This window comes from Pseudomonas sp. MYb13, from assembly GCF_002980075.1.
Lineage (GTDB): Bacteria > Pseudomonadota > Gammaproteobacteria > Pseudomonadales > Pseudomonadaceae > Aquipseudomonas > Aquipseudomonas lurida.
In genome coordinates, this window is record NZ_PCQI01000015.1 from 49,199 (window position 1) to 72,787 (window position 23,589).

At 61.4% G+C, this 23,589-nt stretch carries 23 protein-coding genes and 1 tRNA gene; 12 read left to right on the forward strand and 12 right to left on the reverse strand.

What is annotated here, in order from left to right:
* Window positions 1–176 precede the first annotated feature (176 nt).
* Both glnL and ntrC read left to right on the forward strand, forming a co-directional pair.
* Entirely contained in the window at window positions 177–1,262 is a 1,086-nt protein-coding gene (gene glnL / locus CQ002_RS22495; protein WP_032890142.1) for a nitrogen regulation protein NR(II), read from the forward strand.
* Window positions 1,259–2,695 carry a nitrogen regulation protein NR(I) gene (gene ntrC, locus CQ002_RS22500; protein WP_034108764.1) on the forward strand — a complete coding sequence of 479 codons (1,437 nt, stop codon included), beginning with the start codon at window positions 1,259–1,261 and terminating at the stop codon, window positions 2,693–2,695. The genes glnL and ntrC overlap by 4 nt, the downstream gene beginning before the upstream one ends.
* A gap of 618 nt (window positions 2,696–3,313) precedes the next feature.
* On the opposite strand, the gene CQ002_RS22510 is transcribed toward ntrC, so the two are convergent.
* Complete coding sequence (locus CQ002_RS22510; RefSeq protein WP_034108763.1) at window positions 3,314–3,754, reverse strand: hypothetical protein; 441 nt, start codon at window positions 3,752–3,754, stop codon at window positions 3,314–3,316.
* Between CQ002_RS22510 and CQ002_RS22515 the strand changes: the two genes are divergently transcribed.
* Window positions 3,753–4,208 (forward strand): tRNA (cytidine(34)-2'-O)-methyltransferase, encoded by a 456-nt coding sequence (locus CQ002_RS22515; protein WP_003171120.1) that lies wholly within the window; start codon window positions 3,753–3,755, stop codon window positions 4,206–4,208. The genes CQ002_RS22510 and CQ002_RS22515 overlap by 2 nt on opposite strands.
* 121 nt (window positions 4,209–4,329) lie before the next feature.
* Here the strand turns inward: CQ002_RS22515 and secB are convergent, their stop codons facing one another.
* The 3 genes from secB to CQ002_RS22530 are packed head-to-tail and all read right to left on the reverse strand — an operon-like array spanning window position 4,330 to window position 5,521.
* Entirely contained in the window at window positions 4,330–4,809 is a 480-nt protein-coding gene (secB, locus tag CQ002_RS22520; RefSeq protein ID WP_010213875.1) for a protein-export chaperone SecB, read from the reverse strand.
* A gap of 42 nt (window positions 4,810–4,851) precedes the next feature.
* Complete coding sequence (grxC, locus tag CQ002_RS22525) at window positions 4,852–5,106, reverse strand: glutaredoxin 3 (protein ID WP_033896917.1); 255 nt, start codon at window positions 5,104–5,106, stop codon at window positions 4,852–4,854.
* Window position 5,107: 1 nt separating this feature from the next.
* A complete protein-coding gene (locus tag CQ002_RS22530; RefSeq protein WP_034108758.1) occupies window positions 5,108–5,521 on the reverse strand; it encodes a rhodanese-like domain-containing protein in 414 nt (137 codons plus the stop codon).
* Window positions 5,522–5,672: 151 nt separating this feature from the next.
* On the opposite strand from CQ002_RS22530, the gene gpmI reads away from it, so the two are divergent.
* From gpmI to CQ002_RS22555, 5 genes are all read left to right on the forward strand, one after another.
* Window positions 5,673–7,199 carry a 2,3-bisphosphoglycerate-independent phosphoglycerate mutase gene (gene gpmI / locus CQ002_RS22535; protein WP_034108756.1) on the forward strand — a complete coding sequence of 509 codons (1,527 nt, stop codon included), beginning with the start codon at window positions 5,673–5,675 and terminating at the stop codon, window positions 7,197–7,199.
* Window positions 7,200–7,337: 138 nt separating this feature from the next.
* On the forward strand, window positions 7,338–8,633 hold the full coding sequence (locus tag CQ002_RS22540; protein WP_098465599.1) for a murein hydrolase activator EnvC: 1,296 nt from the start codon (window positions 7,338–7,340) through the stop codon (window positions 8,631–8,633).
* Window positions 8,634–8,664: 31 nt separating this feature from the next.
* Window positions 8,665–9,981 (forward strand): S41 family peptidase, encoded by a 1,317-nt coding sequence (locus tag CQ002_RS22545; RefSeq protein ID WP_034108752.1) that lies wholly within the window; start codon window positions 8,665–8,667, stop codon window positions 9,979–9,981.
* A gap of 1 nt (window position 9,982) precedes the next feature.
* Window positions 9,983–10,756, forward strand: coding sequence for a divergent polysaccharide deacetylase family protein (locus CQ002_RS22550; protein ID WP_034108751.1), 774 nt, complete (start codon window positions 9,983–9,985; stop codon window positions 10,754–10,756).
* Window positions 10,757–10,855: 99 nt separating this feature from the next.
* Window positions 10,856–12,094: a Vps62-related protein gene (locus CQ002_RS22555; RefSeq protein ID WP_105161508.1), complete on the forward strand. Its 1,239-nt coding sequence runs from the start codon at window positions 10,856–10,858 to the stop codon at window positions 12,092–12,094.
* Here the strand turns inward: CQ002_RS22555 and CQ002_RS22560 are convergent.
* From CQ002_RS22560 to CQ002_RS22590, 7 genes are all read right to left on the reverse strand, one after another.
* Complete coding sequence (locus CQ002_RS22560; RefSeq protein ID WP_069021242.1) at window positions 12,047–12,802, reverse strand: ABC transporter substrate-binding protein; 756 nt, start codon at window positions 12,800–12,802, stop codon at window positions 12,047–12,049. The two genes, CQ002_RS22555 and CQ002_RS22560, sit on opposite strands and share 48 nt — an antisense overlap.
* Window positions 12,803–12,868: 66 nt before the next feature.
* Window positions 12,869–13,639, reverse strand: a complete 771-nt coding sequence (gene hisF, locus CQ002_RS22565; RefSeq protein WP_003171107.1) for an imidazole glycerol phosphate synthase subunit HisF — start codon at window positions 13,637–13,639, stop codon at window positions 12,869–12,871.
* Between the two features lie 9 nt (window positions 13,640–13,648).
* Window positions 13,649–14,386, reverse strand: coding sequence for a 1-(5-phosphoribosyl)-5-[(5-phosphoribosylamino)methylideneamino]imidazole-4-carboxamide isomerase (gene hisA / locus CQ002_RS22570; RefSeq protein ID WP_003187784.1), 738 nt, complete (start codon window positions 14,384–14,386; stop codon window positions 13,649–13,651).
* Between the two features lie 39 nt (window positions 14,387–14,425).
* A complete protein-coding gene (locus CQ002_RS22575; RefSeq protein ID WP_028615366.1) occupies window positions 14,426–14,683 on the reverse strand; it encodes a DUF2164 domain-containing protein in 258 nt (85 codons plus the stop codon).
* The gene (gene hisH, locus CQ002_RS22580) at window positions 14,684–15,322 is read right to left on the reverse strand and encodes an imidazole glycerol phosphate synthase subunit HisH (RefSeq protein ID WP_105161507.1); all 639 of its coding nucleotides are present in this window, start codon (window positions 15,320–15,322) and stop codon (window positions 14,684–14,686) included. It lies immediately after the preceding gene.
* Complete coding sequence (gene hisB / locus CQ002_RS22585) at window positions 15,322–15,915, reverse strand: imidazoleglycerol-phosphate dehydratase HisB (protein WP_017849940.1); 594 nt, start codon at window positions 15,913–15,915, stop codon at window positions 15,322–15,324. Before hisB ends, hisH begins: the two co-directional genes overlap by 1 nt.
* 192 nt (window positions 15,916–16,107) lie before the next feature.
* Entirely contained in the window at window positions 16,108–17,769 is a 1,662-nt protein-coding gene (locus CQ002_RS22590; protein WP_105161506.1) for an OFA family MFS transporter, read from the reverse strand.
* A gap of 325 nt (window positions 17,770–18,094) precedes the next feature.
* Between CQ002_RS22590 and CQ002_RS22595 the strand changes: the two genes are divergently transcribed.
* The 4 genes from CQ002_RS22595 to CQ002_RS22610 all read left to right on the forward strand — a co-directional run bounded on the left by CQ002_RS22595 (window position 18,095) and on the right by CQ002_RS22610 (window position 21,817).
* On the forward strand, window positions 18,095–20,305 hold the full coding sequence (locus tag CQ002_RS22595) for an AsmA family protein (RefSeq protein WP_105161505.1): 2,211 nt from the start codon (window positions 18,095–18,097) through the stop codon (window positions 20,303–20,305).
* Window positions 20,302–21,369, forward strand: coding sequence for an A/G-specific adenine glycosylase (gene mutY / locus CQ002_RS22600; RefSeq protein ID WP_034108741.1), 1,068 nt, complete (start codon window positions 20,302–20,304; stop codon window positions 21,367–21,369). The genes CQ002_RS22595 and mutY overlap by 4 nt, the downstream gene beginning before the upstream one ends.
* Complete coding sequence (locus CQ002_RS22605) at window positions 21,366–21,638, forward strand: oxidative damage protection protein (protein WP_105161504.1); 273 nt, start codon at window positions 21,366–21,368, stop codon at window positions 21,636–21,638. The genes mutY and CQ002_RS22605 overlap by 4 nt, the downstream gene beginning before the upstream one ends.
* A 103-nt stretch (window positions 21,639–21,741) precedes the next feature.
* Window positions 21,742–21,817 (forward strand) — tRNA-Phe (locus CQ002_RS22610).
* A gap of 132 nt (window positions 21,818–21,949) precedes the next feature.
* On the opposite strand, the gene CQ002_RS22615 is transcribed toward CQ002_RS22610, so the two are convergent.
* Window positions 21,950–23,542, reverse strand: coding sequence for a hypothetical protein (locus CQ002_RS22615; protein ID WP_105161503.1), 1,593 nt, complete (start codon window positions 23,540–23,542; stop codon window positions 21,950–21,952).
* Between the last annotated feature and the right edge of the window lie 47 nt (window positions 23,543–23,589).

Here is a 23,589-nt window from a genome sequence, read left to right on the forward strand (position 1 = left end):
CCCAGCCCATTTTGGTTCGAAACTTCCCGACCAAGCTGGCAGAACGCCACAGTTTCGCGCCTAAAACCTCCATTTCAGGGCTTGCGCGCTTCTTTTCGGAGCCTTGGTTTGGTTTTTGCATTTTCCTTGTATCAGCGTGTGCCTCAAGCCCGCGCGTTGCTCCAAAAGAGGTCCTGATGACCATCAGCGATGCACTGCACCGTTTGTTACTCGACAACCTGACCACCGCGACCATCCTGCTCAATGACGACCTGCGCCTTGAGTACATGAACCCGGCGGCGGAGATGCTGCTGGCCATCAGCGGTCAGCGCAGCCATGGGCAATTCATCAGCGAACTGTTCACCGAGTCGGCCGAAGCCTTGAGCTCATTGCGCCAGGCGGTGGAGCAGGCACACCCGTTCACCAAACGCGAAGCGATGCTCACCGCCCTTACCGGACAGACGCTGACCGTCGACTACGCCGTGACTCCGATCCTCAGCAACGGCGCCACCCTGCTGCTGCTGGAAGTGCACCCCCGCGACCGCCTGCTGCGCATCACCAAGGAAGAAGCGCAGTTGTCCAAACAGGAAACCAGCAAGATGCTGGTGCGCGGCCTGGCCCATGAGATCAAGAACCCGCTTGGTGGTATTCGCGGCGCGGCGCAACTGCTGGCCCGCGAACTGCCGGACGAGAACCTCAAGGACTACACCAACGTCATCATCGAGGAGGCCGATCGCCTGCGTAACCTGGTGGATCGCATGCTCGGCTCCAACAAGCTGCCGTCCCTGGCGATGACCAACGTGCACGAGGTGCTCGAGCGCGTCTGCCACCTGGTGGAAGCCGAAAGCCAGGGCTGCATCACCTTGGTGCGTGACTACGACCCGAGCATTCCCGACGTATTGATCGACCGCGAACAGATGATCCAGGCGGTGCTCAATATCGTCCGCAACGCCATGCAGGCCATCAGCAGCCAGAACGAACTGCGCCTGGGCCGCATCAGCCTGCGGACCCGCGCCCTGCGCCAGTTCACCATCGGCCATGTGCGCCATCGCCTGGTGACCAAGGTCGAGATCATCGACAACGGCCCGGGTATTCCTGCGGAACTGCAGGAAACCATTTTCTTTCCCATGGTCAGCGGCCGCCCGGACGGTACCGGGCTGGGCCTGGCCATTACCCAGAACATCATCAGCCAGCACCAGGGTCTGATCGAATGTGAGAGCCATCCTGGCCACACCACCTTCTCGATCTTTCTGCCTCTGGAACAAGGAGCCCCATCGACATGAGCCGTAGTGAAACTGTCTGGATCGTCGATGACGACCGTTCTATCCGCTGGGTCCTCGAGAAAGCCTTGCAACAGGAAGGCATGACCACCCAGAGCTTCGACAGCGCCGACGGGGTAATGAGCCGCCTGGCGCGCCAGCAGCCTGACGTGATCATCTCCGACATCCGCATGCCCGGCGCCAGTGGCCTGGACTTGCTGGCGCGGATTCGCGAGCAGCACCCGCGCTTGCCGGTGATCATCATGACCGCGCACTCGGATCTGGACAGCGCTGTCGCGTCCTATCAGGGCGGAGCCTTTGAATACCTGCCCAAGCCGTTCGACGTGGATGAGGCGGTGGCATTGGTCAAGCGCGCCAACCAGCACGCCCAGGAACAACAGAACCAGGAAGCCCCACCGGCCCTGACCCGCACCCCGGAAATCATCGGCGAAGCGCCAGCGATGCAGGAAGTGTTTCGCGCCATCGGGCGCTTGAGCCATTCCAACATCACCGTGCTGATCAATGGCGAGTCCGGTACGGGTAAAGAACTGGTCGCCCACGCCCTGCATCGCCACAGCCCACGGGCGGACTCGCCTTTTATCGCACTGAACATGGCAGCGATTCCCAAGGACCTCATGGAGTCCGAGCTGTTCGGCCATGAGAAAGGCGCCTTCACCGGTGCGGCCAACCTGCGTCGCGGCCGCTTTGAACAGGCGGACGGCGGCACCTTGTTCCTGGATGAAATCGGCGACATGCCGGCCGATACCCAGACCCGCTTGCTGCGGGTGCTGGCGGACGGCGAGTTCTACCGCGTGGGCGGGCACACACCGGTCAAGGTTGACGTGCGCATCATCGCGGCGACCCACCAGAACCTGGAAACCCTGGTGCATGCGGGCAAATTCCGTGAGGACTTGTTCCACCGCCTCAACGTGATCCGCATCCACATTCCGCGCATGTCGGATCGTCGTGAAGACATTCCTACCCTGGCCCGCCACTTCCTCAGCCGCGCCGCCCAGGAGCTGGCCGTCGAGCCGAAGCTGCTGAAAAGCGAGACCGAGGAATACCTGAAGAACCTGCCGTGGCCGGGTAACGTGCGCCAGCTGGAGAACACCTGCCGCTGGATCACCGTGATGGCGTCCGGGCGCGAAGTGCATATCAGCGATCTGCCACCGGAGCTGCTGAGCCTGCCGCAGGACTCTGCGCCTGTGACGAACTGGGAGCAGGCGTTGCGCCAATGGGCCGACCAGGCCCTGGCACGCGGCCAGTCGAGCCTGCTGGACAGTGCCGTGCCGGCTTTCGAGCGGATCATGATCGAGACTGCCTTGAAGCACACCGCTGGCCGCCGCCGCGACGCCGCCGTGTTGCTGGGTTGGGGGCGTAATACCCTGACGCGCAAGATCAAGGAGCTGGGGATGAAGGTCGATGGTGGGGATGATGATGAAGGCGATGAGGGCTGAATCTCAGCCCCACTGAACTTGAATGTAGGCGCGGGCTTGCCCGCGATGGCGGTGTATCGGTCAATAGATGTATCGACTGGTCCGGCGCTTTCGCGGGCAAGCCCGCGCCCACGTTTGAATCGCCACAACGCTGCAGCCCTGTGCACCGCTTCAATGCACCATGAACTAGCATCGGGCATGGACCCAGCGCCTGAAACCCCGTCGGTGGTGAAATAAACCTGAACGCCCAAAACACCAAAGCCCCGTATTCCGGGGCTTTGCGCTTTCTGGGGAAATTTTTTGGCACAACCTGGCGACTCTGGCACGCGCCCTGCAATAACCCTCGTACTACCCAGTTTCGGGGACCTTGGTACAGGCAGGCCGAGAATCCCCTCTTTACACCCGGGGTGCTTGATGCGAATCGCGTCGCGCTCCACACCGCTTTGGGGAACCTCGGTACAGGCAGGCCGGGGACTCCCTCTTTAACACCGAAGCCTTCAGGCTTCACCCCGTTTTGGGAGCCCTGGTACAGGCAGGCCGGGAACTCCCTTCTTTACACCCGGGGCTTATGTGGCACTGCGCCCATAGCCCCAGCCCGTTTTGGGGACCTTGGTACAGGCAGGCCGGGGCTTCCCTCTTTTATTGCTCCTGGAGATGGATCTCCAGCCGCCAGCGGCCATCGGCCTTCTCGCCCTTCCACTCCCCACGCAACGGCCGGGCCGCCACCAGGTTGAGCAGCAGGCCACCATCGGTCTTGCGCACGCGCCAGTTCACGTCCTTTTCATTGACCTTGAGTTGCCCACTGGCCGCCTTGCCTTGCGCGTCGAACAGCAGCGCCACCGTACCGTCGATATGCTCGCCGTGCAGCTTGGGCTCGCTGTTGAACCACACCACTACACCCTCCGCCGCTGTCTCGACCTGTTGCAGCTCGACCGGGTCCGGGGTGGTGAGGCGGCCGATCATCAGGCCCACCATCAAGCCAACGATTGCCAATGAGCCCATGACCCGCGGCATAAGCTTCGGCCTTGGGTCCTCTTCGGGGGTAGAATGCAGCGCATCTTTGCCTTCGGAGCCGTGCATGTTTCACGTCATCCTTTTTCAACCAGAAATTCCGCCGAATACCGGCAACGTTATCAGGCTGTGCGCCAACAGCGGCTGCCACCTGCATTTGATCGAGCCCCTGGGCTTCGACATGGACGACAAGCGCCTGCGCCGTGCCGGGCTGGACTACCACGAGTACGCCACGCTCAAGCGCCACGCTGACCTGGCCAGTTGCCTGGAAAGCCTGGGGCACCCACGGCTGTTCGCGTTCACCACCAAGGGTTCGCGGCCGTTCCATGATGCCAGCTTTGCCGAAGGCGACGCCTTCCTGTTCGGCCCGGAAAGCCGCGGGCTGCCAGCCGAGGTCCTCGACGCCCTGCCCGACGGCCACCGCCTGCGCCTGCCGATGCGCGAGGGTTGTCGCAGCCTGAACCTGTCCAACACCGTGGCCGTCGCGGTTTACGAAGGCTGGCGCCAGCTGGGTTTTAAATAACACCGCAAACAAATGTGGGAGCGGGCTTGCTCGCGAAAGCAGTGTGTCAGTCGATGAAGATATCGACTGAAGTACCGCATTCGCGAGCAAGCCCGCTCCCACATTTTTTTACCGCGTCGACTTACTGAACCGTCGACGAACCTTCTTGTTGCATCCGCTGCAGCTCTTGGGCGTACAGGGCATCGAAGTTCACCGGAGCCAGCATCAGCGCAGGGAACGAGCCACGGGTGACCAGGCTGTCCAAGGTCTCACGGGCATATGGGAACAGGATGTTCGGGCAGAACGCACCCAAGGTGTGGCTCATGGAGGCTTCGTCCAGGCCCTGGATCAGGAAGATACCGGCCTGCTGCACTTCAGCGATGAAGGCCACTTCTTCGCCGTTCTTGACGGTAACGGACAGGGTCAGTACGACTTCGTGGAAGTCGCCTTCCAGTGCCTTCTGGCGAGTGTTCAGGTCCAGCGCAACGCTTGGGGTCCATTCCTGGCGGAAGATGGCCGGGCTTTTCGGCGCTTCGAACGACAGGTCACGCACGTAGATCCGCTGCAGCGAGAACTGTGGAGCTTGGGCTTCTGCTGCTTCGGTGTTCTGTTGGTCAGTCATCGCAGATCCTTCTTGATCTTGGGGTCTTTTAGGGTTTAGGAGTCAGACGAGCAGCAGCGCATCGAGTTTACCGGCGCGCTCCAGGGCGAACAGGTCGTCGCAACCACCGATGTGCCTGGCGCCGATCCAGATCTGCGGCACGGACGTGCGCCCCGCCTTCTGGGCCATTTCAGCACGCACCTGGGGTTTGCCGTCGACCTTGATTTCTTCGAAGGCAACGCCCTTTTTCTCCAGCAGGGCCTTGGCCCGCATGCAGTAGGGGCACCAATCGCTGGAATACACGACAACCTGGCTCATATCACTTCACCAGCGGCAGGTTATCGGCGCGCCAGCTGCTGATGCCACCGGACAGCTTGGCGGCGGTGAAGCCGGTCTTGAGCATTTCGCGGGCGTGGGTGCCGGCATGCTGGCCTTGGGCGTCGACCAGGATGATGGTCTTGGCCTTGTGCTTTTCCAGCTCGGCCAGGCGCGCGATCAGCTTGTCCTGCGGAATGTTCAGGGCACCGACGATATGGCCGGCAGCAAAATCCTTGGCCGGGCGGATGTCCACGACAACGGCCTCATCCTTGTTGACCAACGCGGTCAGCTCCGCCGTGCTCAGGCTGCGGCCACCGCGGCTCAATTCGTGAGCGATCAGCAGCGCCAGCAGGATGACGAAGGCACCCACGAGCAGGTAGTGGGCAGTGGCAAATGCAATCAGGTGATCAACCATCAAGGAGGTTCCAGGGCGTTAAAATGGCGGTAAGTATACACAGCCGTCAGGGGGGGCCAACCCCCGTAAAGCGGTGACGTGGTCGGAACTTCGCTTTAAACTGCCACTCCCTTTTCAATTGTCTTCCTTTATTACCGCCGCGAGAGGATCTATGACTACGACGCCTAAACCTTTGGTCCTGATAATTCTCGATGGCTTCGGACACAGTGAAAGCCACCACGACAACGCGGTATACGCGGCCAAGAAGCCCGTACTCGATCGCCTGACCGCCACCGTACCCAACGGCCTCATCTCTGGCTCGGGCATGGATGTGGGCCTGCCGGACGGCCAGATGGGCAATTCGGAAGTCGGCCACATGAACCTCGGCGCCGGACGAGTGGTATATCAAGACTTCACGCGAGTGACCAAAGCGATCCGCGATGGCGAGTTCTTCGAAAACCCGACCATATGCGCCGCGGTAGATAAAGCAGTGGCGGCTGGCAAGGCCGTGCACTTCATGGGCCTGCTGTCCGATGGCGGCGTCCACAGCCACCAGGACCACCTGGTCGCCATGGCCGAACTGGCCTTCAAGCGCGGCGCCGACAAGATCTACCTGCACGCCTTCCTCGACGGCCGTGACACGCCGCCTAAAAGCGCACAATCGTCCATCGAACTGCTCGACGCCACCTTCGCCGCCCTCGGCAAAGGCCGTATTGCCAGCCTGGTGGGCCGTTACTTCGCCATGGACCGCGACAACCGCTGGGACCGCGTCTCCCAGGCCTACAACCTGATCGTCGACGGCCAGGCCGAGTTCAACGCTGCCACCGCCCAGGAAGGCCTGGAAGCCGCCTACGCCCGCGGCGAGAGCGACGAATTCGTCAAGGCCACCACCATTGGTGAGCCGGTGAAGGTAGAAGACGGCGACGCCGTGGTGTTCATGAACTTCCGTGCCGACCGCGCACGCGAGCTGAGCCGTGTGTTTGTCGAAGACGGTTTCAAGGAATTCGAGCGCGCTCGCCAGCCGAAGGTGCAGTACGTGGGCCTGACCCAGTACGCCGCCAGCATCCCGGCCCCCGCCGCCTTTGCCGCCAGCAGCCTGGACAACGTGCTGGGCGACTACCTGGCCAAAAACGGCAAGACCCAGCTGCGCATCGCCGAAACCGAAAAGTATGCCCACGTGACCTTCTTCTTTTCCGGCGGCCGTGAAGAGCCGTTCCCGGGTGAAGAGCGCATCCTGATTCCATCGCCAAAGGTCGCCACCTACGACCTGCAGCCGGAAATGAGTGCACCGGAAGTCACCGACAAGATCGTCGACGCCATCGACAACCAGCGTTACGACGTGATCGTGGTCAACTACGCCAACGGCGACATGGTCGGCCATAGCGGCAACCTGGAGGCCGCGACCAAGGCCGTGGAATGCCTGGACCTGTGCGTCGGCCGCATCGTCGACGCCCTCGAGAAAGTCGGCGGCGAAGCGCTGATCACCGCCGACCACGGCAACTGCGAGCAAATGTCCGATGAATCCACCGGCCAGGCCCACACGGCCCACACCACCGAGCCGGTGCCATTCATCTATGTCGGCAAACGCGACTTCAAGGTGCGTGAAGGTGGCGTGCTGGCGGATGTGGCGCCGACCATGCTGATGCTGATGGGGATGGAGAAGCCTGTGGAAATGACTGGCACTTCGATATTGGTTTAAGCCCTTAAACCAAGCGATTAAATCGCCTTAAACGGCTTTTTATGACGAACGCCTCAAAGCAGTTGGCCTTGAGGCGTTTTTTTTGCCGCGCTTGGCGGGCATACTAGGCCGTCCCTTTCCCTGGTGTCGCCCGCCTCTATGCTTCGCGCCTTGATTACCCTTGCTCTTGTCTGCCTGCTCCAACCGGCGTTTGCCGATGAGCGCGCACAAACCCAACAACAGTTGGACGCTACGCGTCAGGACATTACCGAGCTGAAAAAACTGCTCGGCAAGCTCCAGGAAGAGAAATCCGGGGTGCAGAAAGACCTGCGCGGTACGGAAACCGAAATGGGCAAGCTCGAGAAGCAAGTCCAGGAGCTGCAAAAAGAATTAAAGAAGAGCGAGTCGGAACTGGAGCGACTCGACGCTGAGAAAAAAAAACTCCAGAGCGCCCGTGTTGAACAGCAACGCCTGATCGCGATCCAGGCCCGCGCGGCCTACCAGAACGGCCGCCAGGAATACCTGAAGCTGCTGCTCAACCAGCAGAACCCCGAAAAATTCGCCCGCACCCTGACCTACTACGATTACCTGAGCAAGGCCCGGATGGAGCAGTTGAAAAGCTTCAACGAGACCTTGCGCCAGTTGGTCAACGTCGAACAGGAAATCGCCAACCAGCAATCTCAGTTGCAGGACCAGAAAAGCGCCCTGGATACCCAGCGCGACGAACTGGACAAGGTGCGCAAGGAGCGCCAGCTGGCCCTGGCCAAGCTCAATGACGATGTGAAGGCCCGCGACGCCAAGCTGCAAGCCCGCGAGCAGGACCAGGCCGACCTGGCCAAGGTGCTCAAGACCATCGAGGAAACCCTGGCCCGCCAGGCACGTGAGGCCGAAGAGGCGCGGCAGAAAGCACTGATCGCCCAGCAGGAAGCCGAAAAAAAGCGCCAGCGTGAGGCCGAGTTGGCTGCCACCTCGGACGCCCCTGCACCCCGTAAACCGGTGCGTGCAGCCCCTGGACCGCTGGTTTCCAGCGCCGGTGAGTCATTCGGTGGGCCTTTTGCTTCAGCGCGCGGCAAACTTCCATGGCCGGTTGATGGTCGACTACTGGCACGCTTTGGGGAAACCCGTGGCGATGACACCCGCGCCAAGTGGGATGGGGTGATGATCAGCGCCTCCGCTGGCAGCCAGGTCCATGCAGTGCATGGCGGGCGTGTGGTGTTTGCCGATTGGCTGCGCGGCGCCGGTTTGTTGGTCATTCTGGACCACGGTAATGGCTATTTGAGCCTTTACGGCCACAATCAGACTTTACTCAAGTCGGCAGGTGATGTTGTAAAAGCCGGTGAATCCATCTCCACTGTCGGTAACAGTGGTGGCCAGGACACTCCGGCGTTGTACTTCGCTATTCGTCAGCAGGGCCGCCCAAGCGACCCTGCACAATGGTGCAGAACCCAAGGATAAGGGTCGCATCTACATTAGGAGTTCGTTCGACATGCTGCATTTGTCCCGCCTCACTTCGCTGGCCCTGACGATCGCCCTGGTGATCGGCGCGCCTCTGGCATTCGCCGACCAGGCCGCTCCGGCTGCACCCGCCGCCACGGCCGCGACCACCAAGGCGCCGTTGCCGCTGGACGAGCTGCGCACCTTTGCCGAGGTCATGGACCGGATCAAGGCCGCTTATGTCGAACCCGTAGACGACAAGACCCTGCTGGAAAATGCCATCAAGGGCATGCTCAGCAACCTCGACCCGCACTCCGCCTACCTGGGCCCGGAAGATTTCGCCGAGCTGCAGGAAAGCACCAGCGGTGAGTTCGGCGGCCTGGGCATTGAAGTCGGCGCCGAAGACGGCAACATCAAGGTGGTCTCGCCGATCGACGACACCCCGGCGTCCAAGGCCGGCATCCAGGCGGGTGACTTCATTGTGAAGATCAACGGCCAGCCGACCCGTGGCCAGACCATGACCGAAGCCGTCGACAAGATGCGCGGCAAGATCGGCCAGAAAATCACCCTGACGCTGGTACGCGACGGCGGCAACCCCTTCGACGTAACGCTGACCCGCGCCACCATCGTGGTCAAGAGCGTGAAGAGCCAGCTGCTGGAGTCCGGATACGGCTACATCCGCATTACCCAGTTCCAGGTCAAGACCGGCGACGAAGTGGCCAAGGCGCTGGCCAAGCTGCGCAAGGACAACGGCAAGAAACTCAGCGGCATCGTGCTCGACCTGCGTAACAACCCAGGCGGCGTGCTGCAGTCGGCGGTTGAAGTGGTCGACCACTTCATCACCAAGGGCCTGATCGTGTACACCAAGGGCCGTATCGCCAACTCCGAGCTGCGCTTCTCGGCCACCGGCAACGACCTGAGTGAAAACGTGCCCCTGGCCGTGCTGATCAACGGCGGCAGTGCCTCGGCGTCGGAGATCGTCGCCGGCGCCCTGCAAGACCAGAAGCGCGGCGTGCTGATGGGCACCACCAGCTTCGGCAAAGGCTCGGTGCAAACCGTACTGCCGCTGAACAACGAGCGCGCGCTGAAGATCACCACTGCGCTGTATTACACGCCGAACGGGCGCTCGATCCAGGCCCAGGGCATCGTGCCGGACATCGAGGTGCGCAAGGCCAAGATCACCAACGAGATCGACAGCGAGTACTACAAAGAGGCAGACCTGCAGGGTCACCTGGGCAATGGCAACGGCGGCGCCGACCAGCCAAGCGGCAGTGGCAAGAAAGCCAAGCCGATGCCGCAGGATGATGACTACCAGCTGGCCCAGGCGCTTAGCCTGCTCAAGGGCTTGAGCATCACCCGCAGCCGTTGATATGCGTTTTGCCCTGATCATCGCTGTGCTGTGCAGCCTGGCAGGCGTCGCCCACGCGACACCTGCCGGCGAGCCCCACAAAGCCTACCTGACCCTCATCATCGACGACCTTGGGCAAAACCTGCCCAGGGATCGGCGCGTGCTCGCCCTGCCCGGGCCGGTCACCACGGCAATCATGCCCGACACGCCCCATGCTGCCGAATTCGCCCGCGAAGCGCACAAGGCTGGCAAGATCGTGATCCTGCACATGCCCATGGACCCGGCGACCGGGCCGTTCGCCTGGCACCCCGAGCTGCCCATCGAAGAACTCGGCAAGCGCCTCGACGCCGCGTTCCAGGCCGTGCCCTACACCGCCGGCATCAACAACCACATGGGCAGCCGCATGACCGCGCAACCGCAGGCCATGGCTTGGTTGATGGCCGAACTGCAACGGCGCAACAAGTTCTTTGTCGACAGCCGTACCAGCGCGCAGACCGTCGCCGCGGCCGAAGCGCAGAAGATCGGCTTGGCCAGTGTCTCGCGGGATGTGTTCCTCGATGACGAGCGCACTGAGGCGGCGATCACCACCCAACTGCAAACGGCGATCAAGCTGGCCCACAAGCAGGGCTCGGCGGTGATGATCGGCCATCCCTACCCGCAAACCCTGGCGGTGCTGGAGCGTGAGCTGCCCAAGCTCAAGGCCCAGGGCGTTGAATGGATCGACATCAAGTTGATGATCAGCGTGCGCAGCAATCGCGCCATGGCCGGTCACGGCAAAGACGGCACCTATCGCTAGATAATTACCACTCGCGCCCTTCCAAACTCCCGAATAGTGCCTGCATGCGTGGCGATAGCGCCACGTCACGACAGTGCACTTCTGGCATCGGGAAAACCTATGGAACCGCTTAAATACAAAGACCTGCTGATCAGCTTCACCACGGAATTCACCCAACTCTGGAATGACAAAGGCACTCGCGCCAGGCAGGCCGTGACCTTCTGGCGACCGAGCACCAGCGCCGACAACCTGACCCCGTTTTATTCCCTGGGCGACGTGGCGGTGGGTGACTATCAGAACATCAACCAGCACAAAATCGTCGCGGTGGTCAGCGAAGTGGACAAGGCCAACGGCACGGCACTGCGCATGCCCGATGACTTCGAGCTGGTCTGGAAGCACTCAGGGCCAAGGGTGCGTACCGCCTGTTCGGTCTGGCGGCCGATTGCACCCAACGGCTACGTGGCGATGGGCCTGGTGTGCGGTGTGGGCAATGACAAGCCGCCACGCAGCACCCTTCGGTGCATTCGCGAAGACCTCGTGGTCGCTTCCCAGCTCGATGCCCTGATCTGGAACGATAAAGGCAGCGGCGCCCACACCTCCTTCAGCGCCTGGACGGTCGCTCCTCCGCAGGCCTCTCCCGGAGAGGCGCTGCTGGCTCCCGGCACCTTTGCCGGGGCTCCCGCCTATTCGAAACCGGCCACACCCTTGACGGCTTACGCCCTGCGCACGGTGCTGGCACTGCACGTTTCCCCCTTGGCTCCCCAGCAGGCAGACTGGCGCCCAGGGCCGGCGAGCGCACCCAGCACCTACGAGTTGCCGTGGTTTACGGTCAAGGACGCTGAACTGAGCCCCGTGGAGCAATTGCAACGCTCCCCGCTCTACAGGCTGGAGCGAACCGACCGGCATGCCTTATTCGCCAGCGAGCGCAACGAAACAGACAGTAGCAAGCTTGTCAGCTGGAACAGCCCAAGGGGTGAAAGCGGTGAGCATTCATCGCAACTCAAAACGGTGTCCGGTATCGAGATGGTCAGTAGTTGGGCAGCCAGTATCCCAATGTCGCTGCTGAGCTTCTCTGCCAGGCTCGACGGCGAGTTCGCCCATGGCCTTTCCGCTCGCGGCTGGGGGAACCTGACGATGGCCGAGGTCATTGTGCATGTACCCGCCCACCAATATGTCGATGGCTATATCACCAGGAGCGACTACACGCTGTTGCGCAAGGATGGCAGCCAGTCGGGCCCCGAGCTTGGCTACTACAGCGAGGTGAAACTGCACTTCCATGAGCCTGCCGAGCGCGCCCCCGCTGGCAGCGCCCTAGAGATAGCGCCCCATGATGTCGGCGATAACACCCTCGTCTCGTAGTTGATCCAGGGCGGCCTGCAGCTTGGCCACCAGCTCGTCCGGCACGTTCTTGTTCAGTGCCAGGTACAGCTCGGCACTGTTGAAGCGCAGCACGGTCTTGAGCCCGGTCACCCCGACCTGGCGCGCCAGGTAGCGGCCCGCCGGGTCGCCAGTGGCCCAGAGGTCGATCTGTCCCTCCATGAGCTTTTGCGCGTTGTCCTGGTCACGCAGCACCACCACCGGCTTGAGGCCCTGCTTCTCCAGGGTCTCGGCGATGGCATCGCCCTTGTAGGCGCCGATCTTGTAGCGGCGGGCATGCTCAAGGTCGTTCAGTTGGATCTTGCTGTCAGCCTTGGCCAGCAAGACCCAGTCATCCGGGCCGATGGGGCCGACCCATTTGAACAGTGCTTCGCGGTCTGGCAGGCGGGCCATGACGAATACGCCATAGCCGGGTTTCTCCAGGGCGAGCTTGTAGATCCGCTCCCAAGGAAAACGCAGGGTAAGGTTGTAGGAGATGCCTGCACGCTTGAAGGTCTCGCGCACGATGTCCACGGCGATGCCTTCGATGTTCTCGTCCTTGGCGAAATTCTTGCCGTTTTTCGCCATGTTGTAGGGCGGGAAGTTTTCCGTCAGCAACACCAGGGAGGCATCAGACGGTTCATCGGCGTGAGCCGGGCCAGCCAAAAGGAGGGAGGTACTGGCGAGAGCGAGCAGCAGGTGTTTGAACATGAAGGTTACCGGAATCCATGGCAAGCGCAGAGAGTGCCTCTGGCCTGCCATGGTGTCCAGCAGCGTTTAGCGAACGACGATACCGCGCGCTGCCATGTAGGCCTTGGCCTCGGGAACGGTGTATTCGCCAAAGTGGAAAATACTCGCCGCCAGTACCGCACTGGCGTGGCCTTCGATCACGCCGTCGGCCAAGTGCTGCAGGTTGCCGACGCCGCCGGAGGCGATCACCGGAATGCCCAGCGCGTCGCTGATGGCGCGGGTTACACCGAGGTCGAAGCCGTTTTTCATGCCGTCCTGATCCATGCTGGTCAGCAGGATCTCACCGGCGCCCAGGCCTTCCATCTTCATCGCCCACTCCACCGCGTCCAGGCCGGTCGGCTTGCGACCGCCGTGGGTGAAGATTTCCCAGCGCGGGGTTTCGCCCGGGCCGGAGACTTTCTTGGCGTCGATGGCGACCACGATGCATTGCGAGCCGAAATGCTGCGCGGCTTCGCCGACAAACTCCGGGTTGAACACCGCCGCTGTGTTGATCGAGACCTTGTCCGCGCCGGCATTGAGCAGGTTGCGGATGTCTTGCACGGTGCGTACCCCCCCACCCACGGTCAACGGGATGAAGACCTGGCTGGCCATGCGCTCGACGGTATGCAGCGTGGTGTCACGGCCGTCGACGCTGGCGGTGATGTCGAGGAAGGTAATCTCGTCGGCACCTTGCTCATCGTAGCGACGGGCGATTTCCACCGGGTCACCGGCATCACGGATGTTCTCGAACTTGACGCCCTTGACCACACGACCGTTGTCGACGTCCAGGCAAGGGATGATGCGTTTGGCCAGCGCCATGGTCAGTCCTCAGCCGTTGTAGGCATCGCAGTAAGCCTGGGCTTCGGCAACGTCCAGGGTACCTTCGTAGATCGCACGACCGGTGATGGCGCCGATGATGCCAGGGGCCTTGGCGTCCAGCAGCGACTTGATGTCGCCCAGGTTGTGGATACCACCGGAGGCGATCACCGGAATCTTCGTGGCCGCAGCCAGCGCAGCGGTGAATGGCACGTTGCAGCCTTGCATCATGCCGTCTTTGGCGATGTCGGTATAAACAATGGCGCTGACGCCGTCGGCTTCGAACTGCTTGGCCAGGTCGATCACTTGCACGGTGCTGATCTCGGCCCAACCGTCAGTGGCGACGAAACCGTCCTTGGCATCCAGGCCCACGATCACTTTGCCAGGGAACGCGCGGCAGGCTTCGGCGACGAAGGCCGGGTCTTTCACGGCCTTGGTGCCGATGATCACATAGCTTACGCCGGCCTTGACGTAGTGCTCGATGGTTTCCAGTGAGCGGATACCGCCGCCGATCTGGATCGGCAGGTTCGGGTAGCGCTTGGCGATCGCGGTGACCACCTCACCGTTGACCGGCTGGCCTTCGAAGGCGCCGTTCAAGTCCACCAGATGCAGACGACGGCAGCCCCCTTCCACCCATTTGGCAGCCATGCTCACCGGGTCATCGGAGAACACAGTGGAGTCTTCCATGCGGCCTTGGCGCAGGCGTACACAAGCGCCGTCCTTGAGATCGATAGCGGGGATAATCAGCATCTGGCAAACCTTATTCGATATTCAGCAATGCTTGGGAAATCAGGGTTTCTCAAGCGACCACAGGTCGCTTTCGATGCTTTCGAACCTTTCTTTAAGGAGCGTCTGCGTGTCGAAAATCGCCCTGTTGTAATAGTGCGGAGCAACTTCGGTGGTGAACAGTTCGAGAATCTCGGCGACCTCAAACGACCCCAGCTTGAGCTCGAAGCGGTCTTCCATGAAGCGCTTGATCTTGAGGGTAGCCTCACTCTCCTGCTCGGGCGTGAGGTTCAAGATCGGCGGCTTCGGCTTCCTGGCCATTTACCAGCGCCCGTCCCATGCGGCGAAGTTCTGCAGCAATTGCAGGCCGTGGGTATGGCTCTTCTCCGGGTGGAACTGCACGGCAAACCGCGAACCTTCGGCCAGCGCGGCGGCAAAATCAACGCCGTAGTGCCCGCCACCTACCACCTGGCCCGGTTTACCGGCGGCAATGTAGTAGCTGTGCACGAAGTAGAAACGCGCCATGTCCGGCACTTCGTGCCACAGCGGGTGATCCACGGTCTGGCGGACTTCGTTCCAGCCCATGTGCGGGACTTTCAGGTGATCGCCGTCTTCGTGCAGGTCCTTGCCGAAGAACTTCACCCTGCCAGGGAACAGGCCGATGCAGTCGACGCCGTCGTTTTCTTCACTGCTGTCGAGCAAGGCTTGCATGCCCACGCAGATGCCGAGGAACGGGCGGTCCTGGCTGACTTCGCGTACCAGGCTGTCGAAGCCCAGTCGGCGGATCTCGGCCATGCAGTCGCGAATCGCGCCAACGCCCGGAAACACCACCCGGTCGGCTTCGCGAATCACGTTGGCATCGCTGGTGATCAGCACCTTGCCGGCACCTACGTGTTCGAGGGCCTTGGCCACCGAGTGCAGGTTACCCATGCCGTAATCGATAACCGCGACCGTCTGCATTACAGGACGCCCTTGGTCGACGGCATTTGCCCGGCCATGCGCTCATCAAGCTCTACAGCCATGCGCAGGGCGCGGCCGAATGCCTTGAACACGGTTTCGATCTGGTGGTGGGTGTTGGTGCCGCGCAGGTTGTCGATGTGCAGGCTGACAAGTGCGTGGTTGACGAAACCCTGGAAGAATTCCTGGAACAGGTCGACATCGAAGCCACCGACGGTGGCGCGGGTGTAAGGCACGTGCATCTGCAGGCCTGGTCGGCCGGAGAAGTCGATGACCACGCGCGACAGCGCTTCGTCCAGCGGCACATAGGCGTGGCCATAGCGACGGATGCCTTTTTTGTCGCCGATGGCCTTGGCGAATGCCTGGCCCAACGTGATACCGACGTCTTCCACCGTGTGGTGGTCGTCGATATGCAGGTCGCCCTTGCTGACGATATCCAGGTCGATCAGCCCGTGACGGGCGATCTGGTCCAGCATGTGCTCAAGAAAAGGTACACCGATATCAAATCGGGCCTTTCCGGTGCCATCCAGGTTGATCGAGGCTTTGATCTGGGTTTCCAGAGTGTCGCGCTCGACGGACGCCTTACGTTCGGCCATCACCAGCTCCGCAAAATCATTGGGCGAAAAAGGCAGCCATTATAGGGGCGCGGGCGCTAAACAGAAACATCGGAGGGGATAAGACTGACGAGTTGAAGCGAGGAATGTCGGGGATAGACATGTGTGTACAACCCCCGACCGGCACAACATGGCCATGCAGGAGCCGGCAAGCCAGCCCCTGCAAGCATTGCATCAGTGGAACAGTACCGCGGTTTTCTGCAGGGTCACCCACACACCCCACGCCAACGGAATACCCACTACCAGCCACGCAGCGATGGCCAGTGGTACGGTGCCGGAGGCTGCTTTCCACTCCAGGGAAGTGGTGGCATCAGCCCCTTTGTCATGGCCCAGCGCCTGCTCGGCGGCCAGTTCGGCGTCGGTCATGAAGTACTTGTCAGCCACCGGGCGAACCAGCAGGTTGCAAACGAAACCCAATACCAGCAGGCCAGCGAGGATGTACAACGTGATGTCGTAGGCGGCAGCACGTTCAACGCCGATGCTCAGTTGATATTCACGCAGGTAGTTCACCAGTACCGGGCCCAGCACGCCCGCGGCGGCCCAGGCGGTCAGCAGGCGACCGTGGATCGCGCCGACCATCTGGGTGCCGAACAGGTCGGCCAGGTAGGCCGGGACGGTCGCAAAACCACCGCCGTACATCGACAGGATGACGCAGAACGCCGCTACAAACAGCGCCACGTTGCCCAGGTGCCCCAGGTTCGGGATCAGCGCGTACAGGGCAAAGCCCAGGGCGAAGAACACGAAGTAGGTGTTTTTACGACCCAGGTAGTCGGAGAACGATGCCCAGAAGAAGCGACCACCGATGTTGAACAGGCTCAACAAGCCGGTAAAACCTGCAGCAATGGCTGCGATAGAAGCCAGTTGGCCGGCGTCCAGTTGACCGAACGGCACGTCAACACCCAGCAATTTGCCGCCGAAGACTTCCTGCAACAGTGGCGAAGCCATCCCCAGGATGCCGATACCGGCAGACACGTTCAGGCACAGCACCAGCCATACCAGGCGGAATTGCGGGGTTTTCCATGCCACATTCACATGGACGTGACGGTGGGTGATCATCGCGTTACTGGCTTTTTTCGCCGGGGCAGTCCAGCCCTCAGGCTTCCAGCCGGTCGGCGGAACGCGGTACAGCAAAGCGCCGCCGATCATGAACACAAAGTAGATCGCCGCCATCACCACGAAGCTCTGCCATACACCCACGCTGGTTGGCGTGGCGAAGTGGCCCATCAGCGCTGCGGCCAGGGGTGCACCCACCATCGCGCCGCCGCCAAAGCCCATGATCGCCATACCGGTGGCCATGCCGCGTTTGTCCGGGAACCACTTGATCAGGGTCGACACAGGCGAGATATAGCCCAGGCCAAGGCCGATACCGCCGATGACCCCGGAACCGATCCACATCAGCCAGATCTGGTGGGTATAGATACCCAACGCCGAGATCAGCAGGCCGCCGCACCAGCACAGCGCCGAAACAACGCCAGCCTTGCGCGGGCCCGCATGCTCCAGCCAGCCACCCCAGATCGCTGCCGAGCAGCCCAGGAAGATGAAGAACAGCGTGTAGATCCAGCCCAGCATGGAGATGGGCCAATCGCATTGGGACGAGAAAATTTGGGCGATGAAGCCCATGTCCGGCGCGCAGGCGAGCGGTTTGGTGATACCCAGCGCCTTGGACAATGGCAGCCAGAACACCGAGAAGCCATAAGCCATGCCGATGCACAGGTGGATGGCCAGGGCGGCCGGCGGAACGAGCCAGCGGTTGAAGCCGGGCTTGGCGATAATGCGCTCCTTGGACAGGAACGAAGGCTGTGCGGCAGTTGAACCCGCCGCAGTGCTAGTGCTCATTGGTGTTTCCCCCAGTTGTTAGTATGTGTCCGTCAGGCGCTCTCTCCCTCAGCCTTGCACGCAAAGCGTTGGCCGTTGTTGTTGAGTAAAGCTCCATTTAAGCGCGACGTTGTGTCGCAGAAGGCAGACGAACCTGCGCAGATTAGCACCTGTGGATGACAGAAAAACCAAACTGATATCACCTTTTTCAGGAAATCTGTTTTGTTTGACGTCAAAAACCCGTTTTCCGCCTCTGGATACAATGTAACGATCGGAGCACTGACGCAGGCCATCGGGCGTTATACTCTGCGGCTAAATTTTGAAATCGACATACAAGGACTCGCCCATGAAAGCGTTCGGCAAAATCCTGGGTCTGGTACTTCTCGGGCTGTTGCTGATCATTGTGGCTCTGGGCTTTGCCCTGACCCACCTCTTCGATCCCAACGACTATAAAGATGAGATTCGCCAGATTGCCCGCGACAAGGCCCACATCGAGCTGACGCTCAACGGCGATATCGGCTGGAGCCTGTTCCCCTGGCTCGGCCTTGAACTGCACGAAGCCAGCGTGGCGACCCTGACCGCCCCGACCCAGCCTTTCGCCGACCTGCAGATGCTCGGCCTGTCTGTACGTGTGCTGCCGCTGCTGCGCCGTGAAGTGCAGATGAGCGACGTGCGTGTCGAAGGCTTGAACCTGCGTCTCAACCGTGACAAGCAAGGCCATGGCAACTGGGAAGACATTGGCAAGAACGTGACCGAAGCGAGCGCCACCAGCCCTGCTTCGGTCGAGCAACCTGCCGAATCCGAACCGGAAAAGCCGGCAAAACCCATCCGCCTGGACATCGACAGCCTGACCATCAACAACGCCCGCGTTGAATACAACGATGAGCAGACCGGCAAACAGTTCAGCGCCGAAAGCATTCAACTGAGTGCAGGTGCCGTGCACGAAGGCGCCAGCATCCCGGTGAAACTCACCGCCTTTTTCGGCAGCAACCAGCCGGTGATGCGCGTCAAGACCGAGCTCAACGGCAACCTGCGCATCCAGCGTGCGCTCAAGCGTTATCAGCTTGAAGACATGAAGATCACTGGCGAAGCCACGGGCGAGCCGCTGCAGGGCAAGACCGTGACATTCTCCACCCAGGGCCAACTGCTGGTGGACCAGGCGGCCAATATCGCCGAATGGACCAACATGAAGCTCTCGGCCAACCAGTTGCGCGCCCTGGGCGAACTGAAGGTCAACGACCTGGACAAGACCCCGCAGCTCAGCGGCGCCCTCTCCATTGCCCAGTTTGACCTGGCCAAGTTCCTCGACAGCGTCGGCCACCCGTTGCCGCCGATGGCCGACGGCAGCCTGAGCAAGGTCGAGCTGGTCAGCCGCCTCAAGGGCACGCCGAGCAGCATGGCGCTGGAAGACCTGAACCTGAAACTCGACGGCAGCACCTTCACCGGTCGCGTCGCCGTGGAGGATTTCGCCAAGCAATCCCTGCGCGTCCAGCTCAAGGGCGACACCTTCAACGCCGATAACTACCTGCCGGCCAAGTCCGAATCCGCCAAGGGTGCAGCCGCCGCACGCCAGGCCGAAGTGCAGAACAGCGAAGCCGGCGCGATGGCCGCCGGCGGCACCACGCCGTTGCCCGACGCCCCGACCAAGGGTGCCTGGAGCACTGACAAACTGCTGCCATTGACCCGCCTGCGCAAGCTGGATGTGGACGCCGACCTTGCGTTTGGCCAACTGACCTTGAACAAGCTGCCGATCCAGAATGCCGCACTCAAGGCGTCCGGCCTCGACGGCCAGCTCAAGCTCGACACCCTGAGCGGCGGTCTCTACAACGGCACCTTCCAAGCCAACGGCACCCTTGATGTGCGCCAGGACATTCCCGTGCTGGCACTGCAGAGCCGGATCAAGCAGGTGCCGGTCGAGCGCATCCTGCAAGCCCAGGGGCAAAACCCACCGGTGAAGGGCCAGATCACCCTCGACAGCAACCTCACGGGGCGCGGCAATAGCCAGAAGGCCCTCATCGACAGCCTCAACGGTACCGCCAGCTTTGTGATCAACAACGGCGTGCTGCTCAATGCAAACCTTGAGCAGCAACTGTGCACCGGCATTGCCCTGCTCAACCGCAAAACACTGAGCAGTACGCCGCAAGGCAAGGACACGCCGTTCCAGGAACTGAAGGGTAACCTGACCTTCCGTAACGGTGTCGCCACCAACCCTGACCTGAAAGTGCGCATCCCGGGCCTGACGGTCAATGGCAACGGCGACGTCGACCTGCGCGTACTGGGCATGGACTACCGCGTGGGCATCATCGTCGAAGGCGACCAGCGCGCAACGCCAGACCCGGCCTGCCAGGTGGGCTCCAACTTCCAGGGCATCGAAGTGCCGCTGCGCTGCCGTGGCCCATTGGAACTGGGCGCCAAGGCGTGCCGCCTCGACAAGGATGGGCTCGGCCAGGTCGCGATCAAAGCGGCTGGCAACCGCCTCAATGAGAAGCTGGAAGAGAAACTCGACAAGGTTAATCCGCAACTGAAAGACGCATTGAAGGGCTTGTTCAAGCGATGAGAAGCGAGCAGTTTTCAACGGCGGTGCTGGACTGGTACGACCGCCACGGTCGCCATGACTTGCCCTGGCAACAGGGCATCACGCCGTATCGGGTGTGGGTCTCGGAGATCATGCTGCAACAGACCCAGGTGAGCACCGTGCTCAATTACTTCGACCGTTTCATGGCGTCGCTGCCAACGGTCGAGGCCTTGGCCGCCGCGCCGGAAGACGAAGTGCTGCACTTGTGGACCGGCCTGGGTTACTACACTCGGGCGCGCAACCTGCAAAAGACCGCGAAGATTATCGTGGCCGAGTACGGCGGCGAGTTTCCCAAGGATGTCGAGAAGCTCACCGAGCTGCCTGGCATCGGCCTGTCCACCGCCGGTGCGATTGCCAGCCTGAGCATGGGCTTGCGTGCACCGATCCTCGACGGCAACGTCAAGCGCGTACTCGCGCGCTTTACCGCGCAGGAGGGCTACCCCGGCGAGCCCAAGGTCGCCAAGCAGCTGTGGGCGACCGCAGAACGCTTCACCCCCCATGACCGCGTCAACGCCTACACCCAGGCGATGATGGACATGGGCGCCACCCTCTGCACCCGCAGCAAACCCAGCTGCCTGCTGTGCCCGCTGGAAAAAGGCTGCGAAGCGCACATGCTCGGCCTGGAGACGCGCTACCCGATCCCCAAGCCGCGCAAGACCATTCCGCAAAAGCGCACGCTGATGCCGCTGCTGGCCAATGCCGAGGGCGCGATCCTGCTTTACCGCCGTCCTTCCACGGGCCTGTGGGGCGGCCTGTGGAGCTTGCCGGAGCTGGATGACCTGCAGGACCTCGAGCACCTGGCCAACCAGCACGCACTGGAACTGGGCAAGCAACAGGAACTACCGGGATTGATCCACACCTTCAGCCACTTCCAGCTCGCCATCGAACCCTGGCTGGTCCAGGTCGAGGAATCCGCCCATCACGTGGCCGAGGCCGACTGGCTCTGGTATAACCTCGCCACCCCGCCGCGCCTGGGCCTTGCCGCCCCGGTAAAAAAACTGCTGAAGCGCGCGGCCGACGTATTGAATGCAGGAGTGTCGTCATGACCCGCACCGTAATATGCCGCAAGTACAAAGAAGAATTGCCAGGCCTGGAACGCCCTCCGTACCCGGGCGCCAAGGGCCAGGACATTTTCGAACATATTTCTGCCCAGGCCTGGGGCGACTGGCTGAAACACCAGACGCTGCTGATCAACGAAAAACGCTTGAACATGATGAACGCCGAAGATCGTAAATACCTGGCGGGCGAGATGGACAAGTTCTTTTCCGGCGAGGAATACGCCAAGGCCGACGGCTACGTGCCGCCTGCTCAATAATTGATCAAAAACCGGGGTCGGCACGTAAGCGACGGTAATAATTAAATATTTTTTGAAAACTTGCTTGACGACCCCCTGAAAAACCCGTTTAATGCGCCCCGTTGCCCAGATAGCTCAGTCGGTAGAGCAGGGGATTGAAAATCCCCGTGTCGGCGGTTCGATTCCGTCTCTGGGCACCACCTTCAGCTTTCAGGTGGTGTAAACATCACGTGAAAGCAATCAAGAAACCCGCCTAGTGCGGGTTTTTTGTTGCCTGAAATTTATAGGCCCGACCTGAAGCGATTCGGGATCGCTTCAGAACGCACGCTGGCTCAGTTGAGCAAAAACACCATCAGCGGGTTGTCATTCAAGCGCCCTTCATAAGCTGGAGCCAGGTGCTCAAGCACCGTTCCGTGCAGCAGCGCGGCCTGCTTGCGCGCCACAATCACCCAGGCCGGCCGAGGCACGCTCTCCAAGCGCTCAAGCTCATGACGGCCGATAAACACCGGCTGCTCGTCGTGATCCAGGTTCATCATGTAACGCACCGCCCAGGTGTCACGCCCAAGGTCGACAAACACCAAGGGGCCGGGTGCTGCCGCGCGGAGGGTTTCTACCCGGCTGACAAACTGCCGGGTATCGAATTGCAAGTCTTTGGCGGGCTCCACCACGGTCACCAACAACAACCATTGCGCCGCCAAGGCGATCAGGCTGAGCCACACCAATCGGCCAACCCGACGCCATGCAACCCATGCCGCTACCTGCAGAATCACCAAGACCCCAAGCAGCAGCGGCAACGAAACGTTCGGCCAGTAACCATGCTTCTGCCACGCCTGCCGGCAGACAAACACTACAACCACGCACAAAGCCGGTAGTGCTGCGACAAGCCATTCGTAGCACCGGCGCACGCCAGCGAGCCAACTGTGTGCCTGGAGCAGCCCATAGGCGGCGACAGCGGCGAACATCGGCACCATTGGCAGAATGTAGTAAGCCCGCTTGAAATGCGGCACCGACAACCCGAGGAGGATCATCAAGCCACAGGCACCGAGCCGCGCCACTAACTGCGTGTCGCCCGCGAACCGCTCGGGCCAGCGGTGACGCAGCGCGATCATTGTCGCCAGCGCCATCGGTACCACCGGAAAGTAGCGGTACATGCTGAGCTGGAAGTAGAAATAGAACGGCTCGCCGATTTCATCGAGTCGCCCACCCACCTGCATCTTGAACACCTCATCGGCAAACGCGTCCCCTCCGCTGATACGCGCCAACTGCATCAACCCCCACCAACAGAGTGCCAGCAGCATCAGTCCGACTACGCCGTGAATCAGCACCTGCTTCACGCGCTCCCCAGGCTTGCCCAGCGCCCAGTAGACGCACACCACGCCGCAGACCTCGATCAACCCCAATGGCCCACGTATCGCAAAGCCCAGGATGAACAACGGGAACACCGCAAGCTGCCTCCAGCGACCACCGCTGTGCAGCAGGTAGAAACTGCCGACACAGAGCAACGCCACCATCTGATCCAGGCACACCGAGCGGGATTTTTCGAGCAGTTGAGTGGTAAGCAAAGTCAGCAACACCGTGAGCAGTGCCCACTGGCGATTCATCGGGACCAGCAAGCGATAGATCACGGCCACGACCCCAGCGGACGCCAGGGCGGTGGGCAGCACATTCGCCAAGTGATTAGGCGCACCAAACAGTCGGGCGAACACAACGCTGAAGAAGGTCGCAGTGCCTGGGTAATCTGCATAGGGCTGGCCATAGGTGGTCGGGAAAAGACTCGCGCCATGGCGATACATTTCTTGCAGGAACAGCGCCCAGCGCCCGTCAAAACCTTGGGGCTGCTGATCCCAGATACCCAGGGTGAACAGCAAAAGAGCGAACAGGAAAATGCCCAGTGATTCCAGGCGGAAACGGCTGCGGTGATCCATCGGTTGACCTGTCAGGTAAGGGGCGCCGACTTATGGTGCCGGCTGCC

Excerpts from the sequence above, each read along its gene's own strand:
- glnL (WP_032890142.1), top strand. The coding sequence starts at position 177 with ATGACCATCAGCGATGCACTGCACCGTTTGTTACTCGACAACCTGACC.
- hisH (WP_105161507.1), bottom strand. The coding sequence starts at position 15,322 with ATGCAGACGGTCGCGGTTATCGATTACGGCATGGGTAACCTGCACTCG.
- CQ002_RS22530 (WP_034108758.1), bottom strand. The coding sequence starts at position 5,521 with ATGGTTGATCACCTGATTGCATTTGCCACTGCCCACTACCTGCTCGTG.
- CQ002_RS22615 (WP_105161503.1), bottom strand. The coding sequence starts at position 23,542 with ATGGATCACCGCAGCCGTTTCCGCCTGGAATCACTGGGCATTTTCCTG.
- CQ002_RS22555 (WP_105161508.1), top strand. The coding sequence starts at position 10,856 with ATGGAACCGCTTAAATACAAAGACCTGCTGATCAGCTTCACCACGGAA.
- hisA (WP_003187784.1), bottom strand. The coding sequence starts at position 14,386 with ATGCTGATTATCCCCGCTATCGATCTCAAGGACGGCGCTTGTGTACGC.
- mutY (WP_034108741.1), top strand. The coding sequence starts at position 20,302 with ATGAGAAGCGAGCAGTTTTCAACGGCGGTGCTGGACTGGTACGACCGC.
- CQ002_RS22550 (WP_034108751.1), top strand. The coding sequence starts at position 9,983 with ATGCGTTTTGCCCTGATCATCGCTGTGCTGTGCAGCCTGGCAGGCGTC.
- gpmI (WP_034108756.1), top strand. The coding sequence starts at position 5,673 with ATGACTACGACGCCTAAACCTTTGGTCCTGATAATTCTCGATGGCTTC.
- CQ002_RS22510 (WP_034108763.1), bottom strand. The coding sequence starts at position 3,754 with ATGCACGGCTCCGAAGGCAAAGATGCGCTGCATTCTACCCCCGAAGAG.
- CQ002_RS22540 (WP_098465599.1), top strand. The coding sequence starts at position 7,338 with ATGCTTCGCGCCTTGATTACCCTTGCTCTTGTCTGCCTGCTCCAACCG.
- CQ002_RS22515 (WP_003171120.1), top strand. The coding sequence starts at position 3,753 with ATGTTTCACGTCATCCTTTTTCAACCAGAAATTCCGCCGAATACCGGC.
- CQ002_RS22560 (WP_069021242.1), bottom strand. The coding sequence starts at position 12,802 with ATGTTCAAACACCTGCTGCTCGCTCTCGCCAGTACCTCCCTCCTTTTG.
- hisB (WP_017849940.1), bottom strand. The coding sequence starts at position 15,915 with ATGGCCGAACGTAAGGCGTCCGTCGAGCGCGACACTCTGGAAACCCAG.
- hisF (WP_003171107.1), bottom strand. The coding sequence starts at position 13,639 with ATGGCGCTGGCCAAACGCATCATCCCTTGCCTGGACGTCGACAACGGT.
- ntrC (WP_034108764.1), top strand. The coding sequence starts at position 1,259 with ATGAGCCGTAGTGAAACTGTCTGGATCGTCGATGACGACCGTTCTATC.
- CQ002_RS22545 (WP_034108752.1), top strand. The coding sequence starts at position 8,665 with ATGCTGCATTTGTCCCGCCTCACTTCGCTGGCCCTGACGATCGCCCTG.
- CQ002_RS22605 (WP_105161504.1), top strand. The coding sequence starts at position 21,366 with ATGACCCGCACCGTAATATGCCGCAAGTACAAAGAAGAATTGCCAGGC.
- CQ002_RS22590 (WP_105161506.1), bottom strand. The coding sequence starts at position 17,769 with ATGAGCACTAGCACTGCGGCGGGTTCAACTGCCGCACAGCCTTCGTTC.
- secB (WP_010213875.1), bottom strand. The coding sequence starts at position 4,809 with ATGACTGACCAACAGAACACCGAAGCAGCAGAAGCCCAAGCTCCACAG.
- CQ002_RS22575 (WP_028615366.1), bottom strand. The coding sequence starts at position 14,683 with ATGGCCAGGAAGCCGAAGCCGCCGATCTTGAACCTCACGCCCGAGCAG.
- CQ002_RS22595 (WP_105161505.1), top strand. The coding sequence starts at position 18,095 with ATGAAAGCGTTCGGCAAAATCCTGGGTCTGGTACTTCTCGGGCTGTTG.
- grxC (WP_033896917.1), bottom strand. The coding sequence starts at position 5,106 with ATGAGCCAGGTTGTCGTGTATTCCAGCGATTGGTGCCCCTACTGCATG.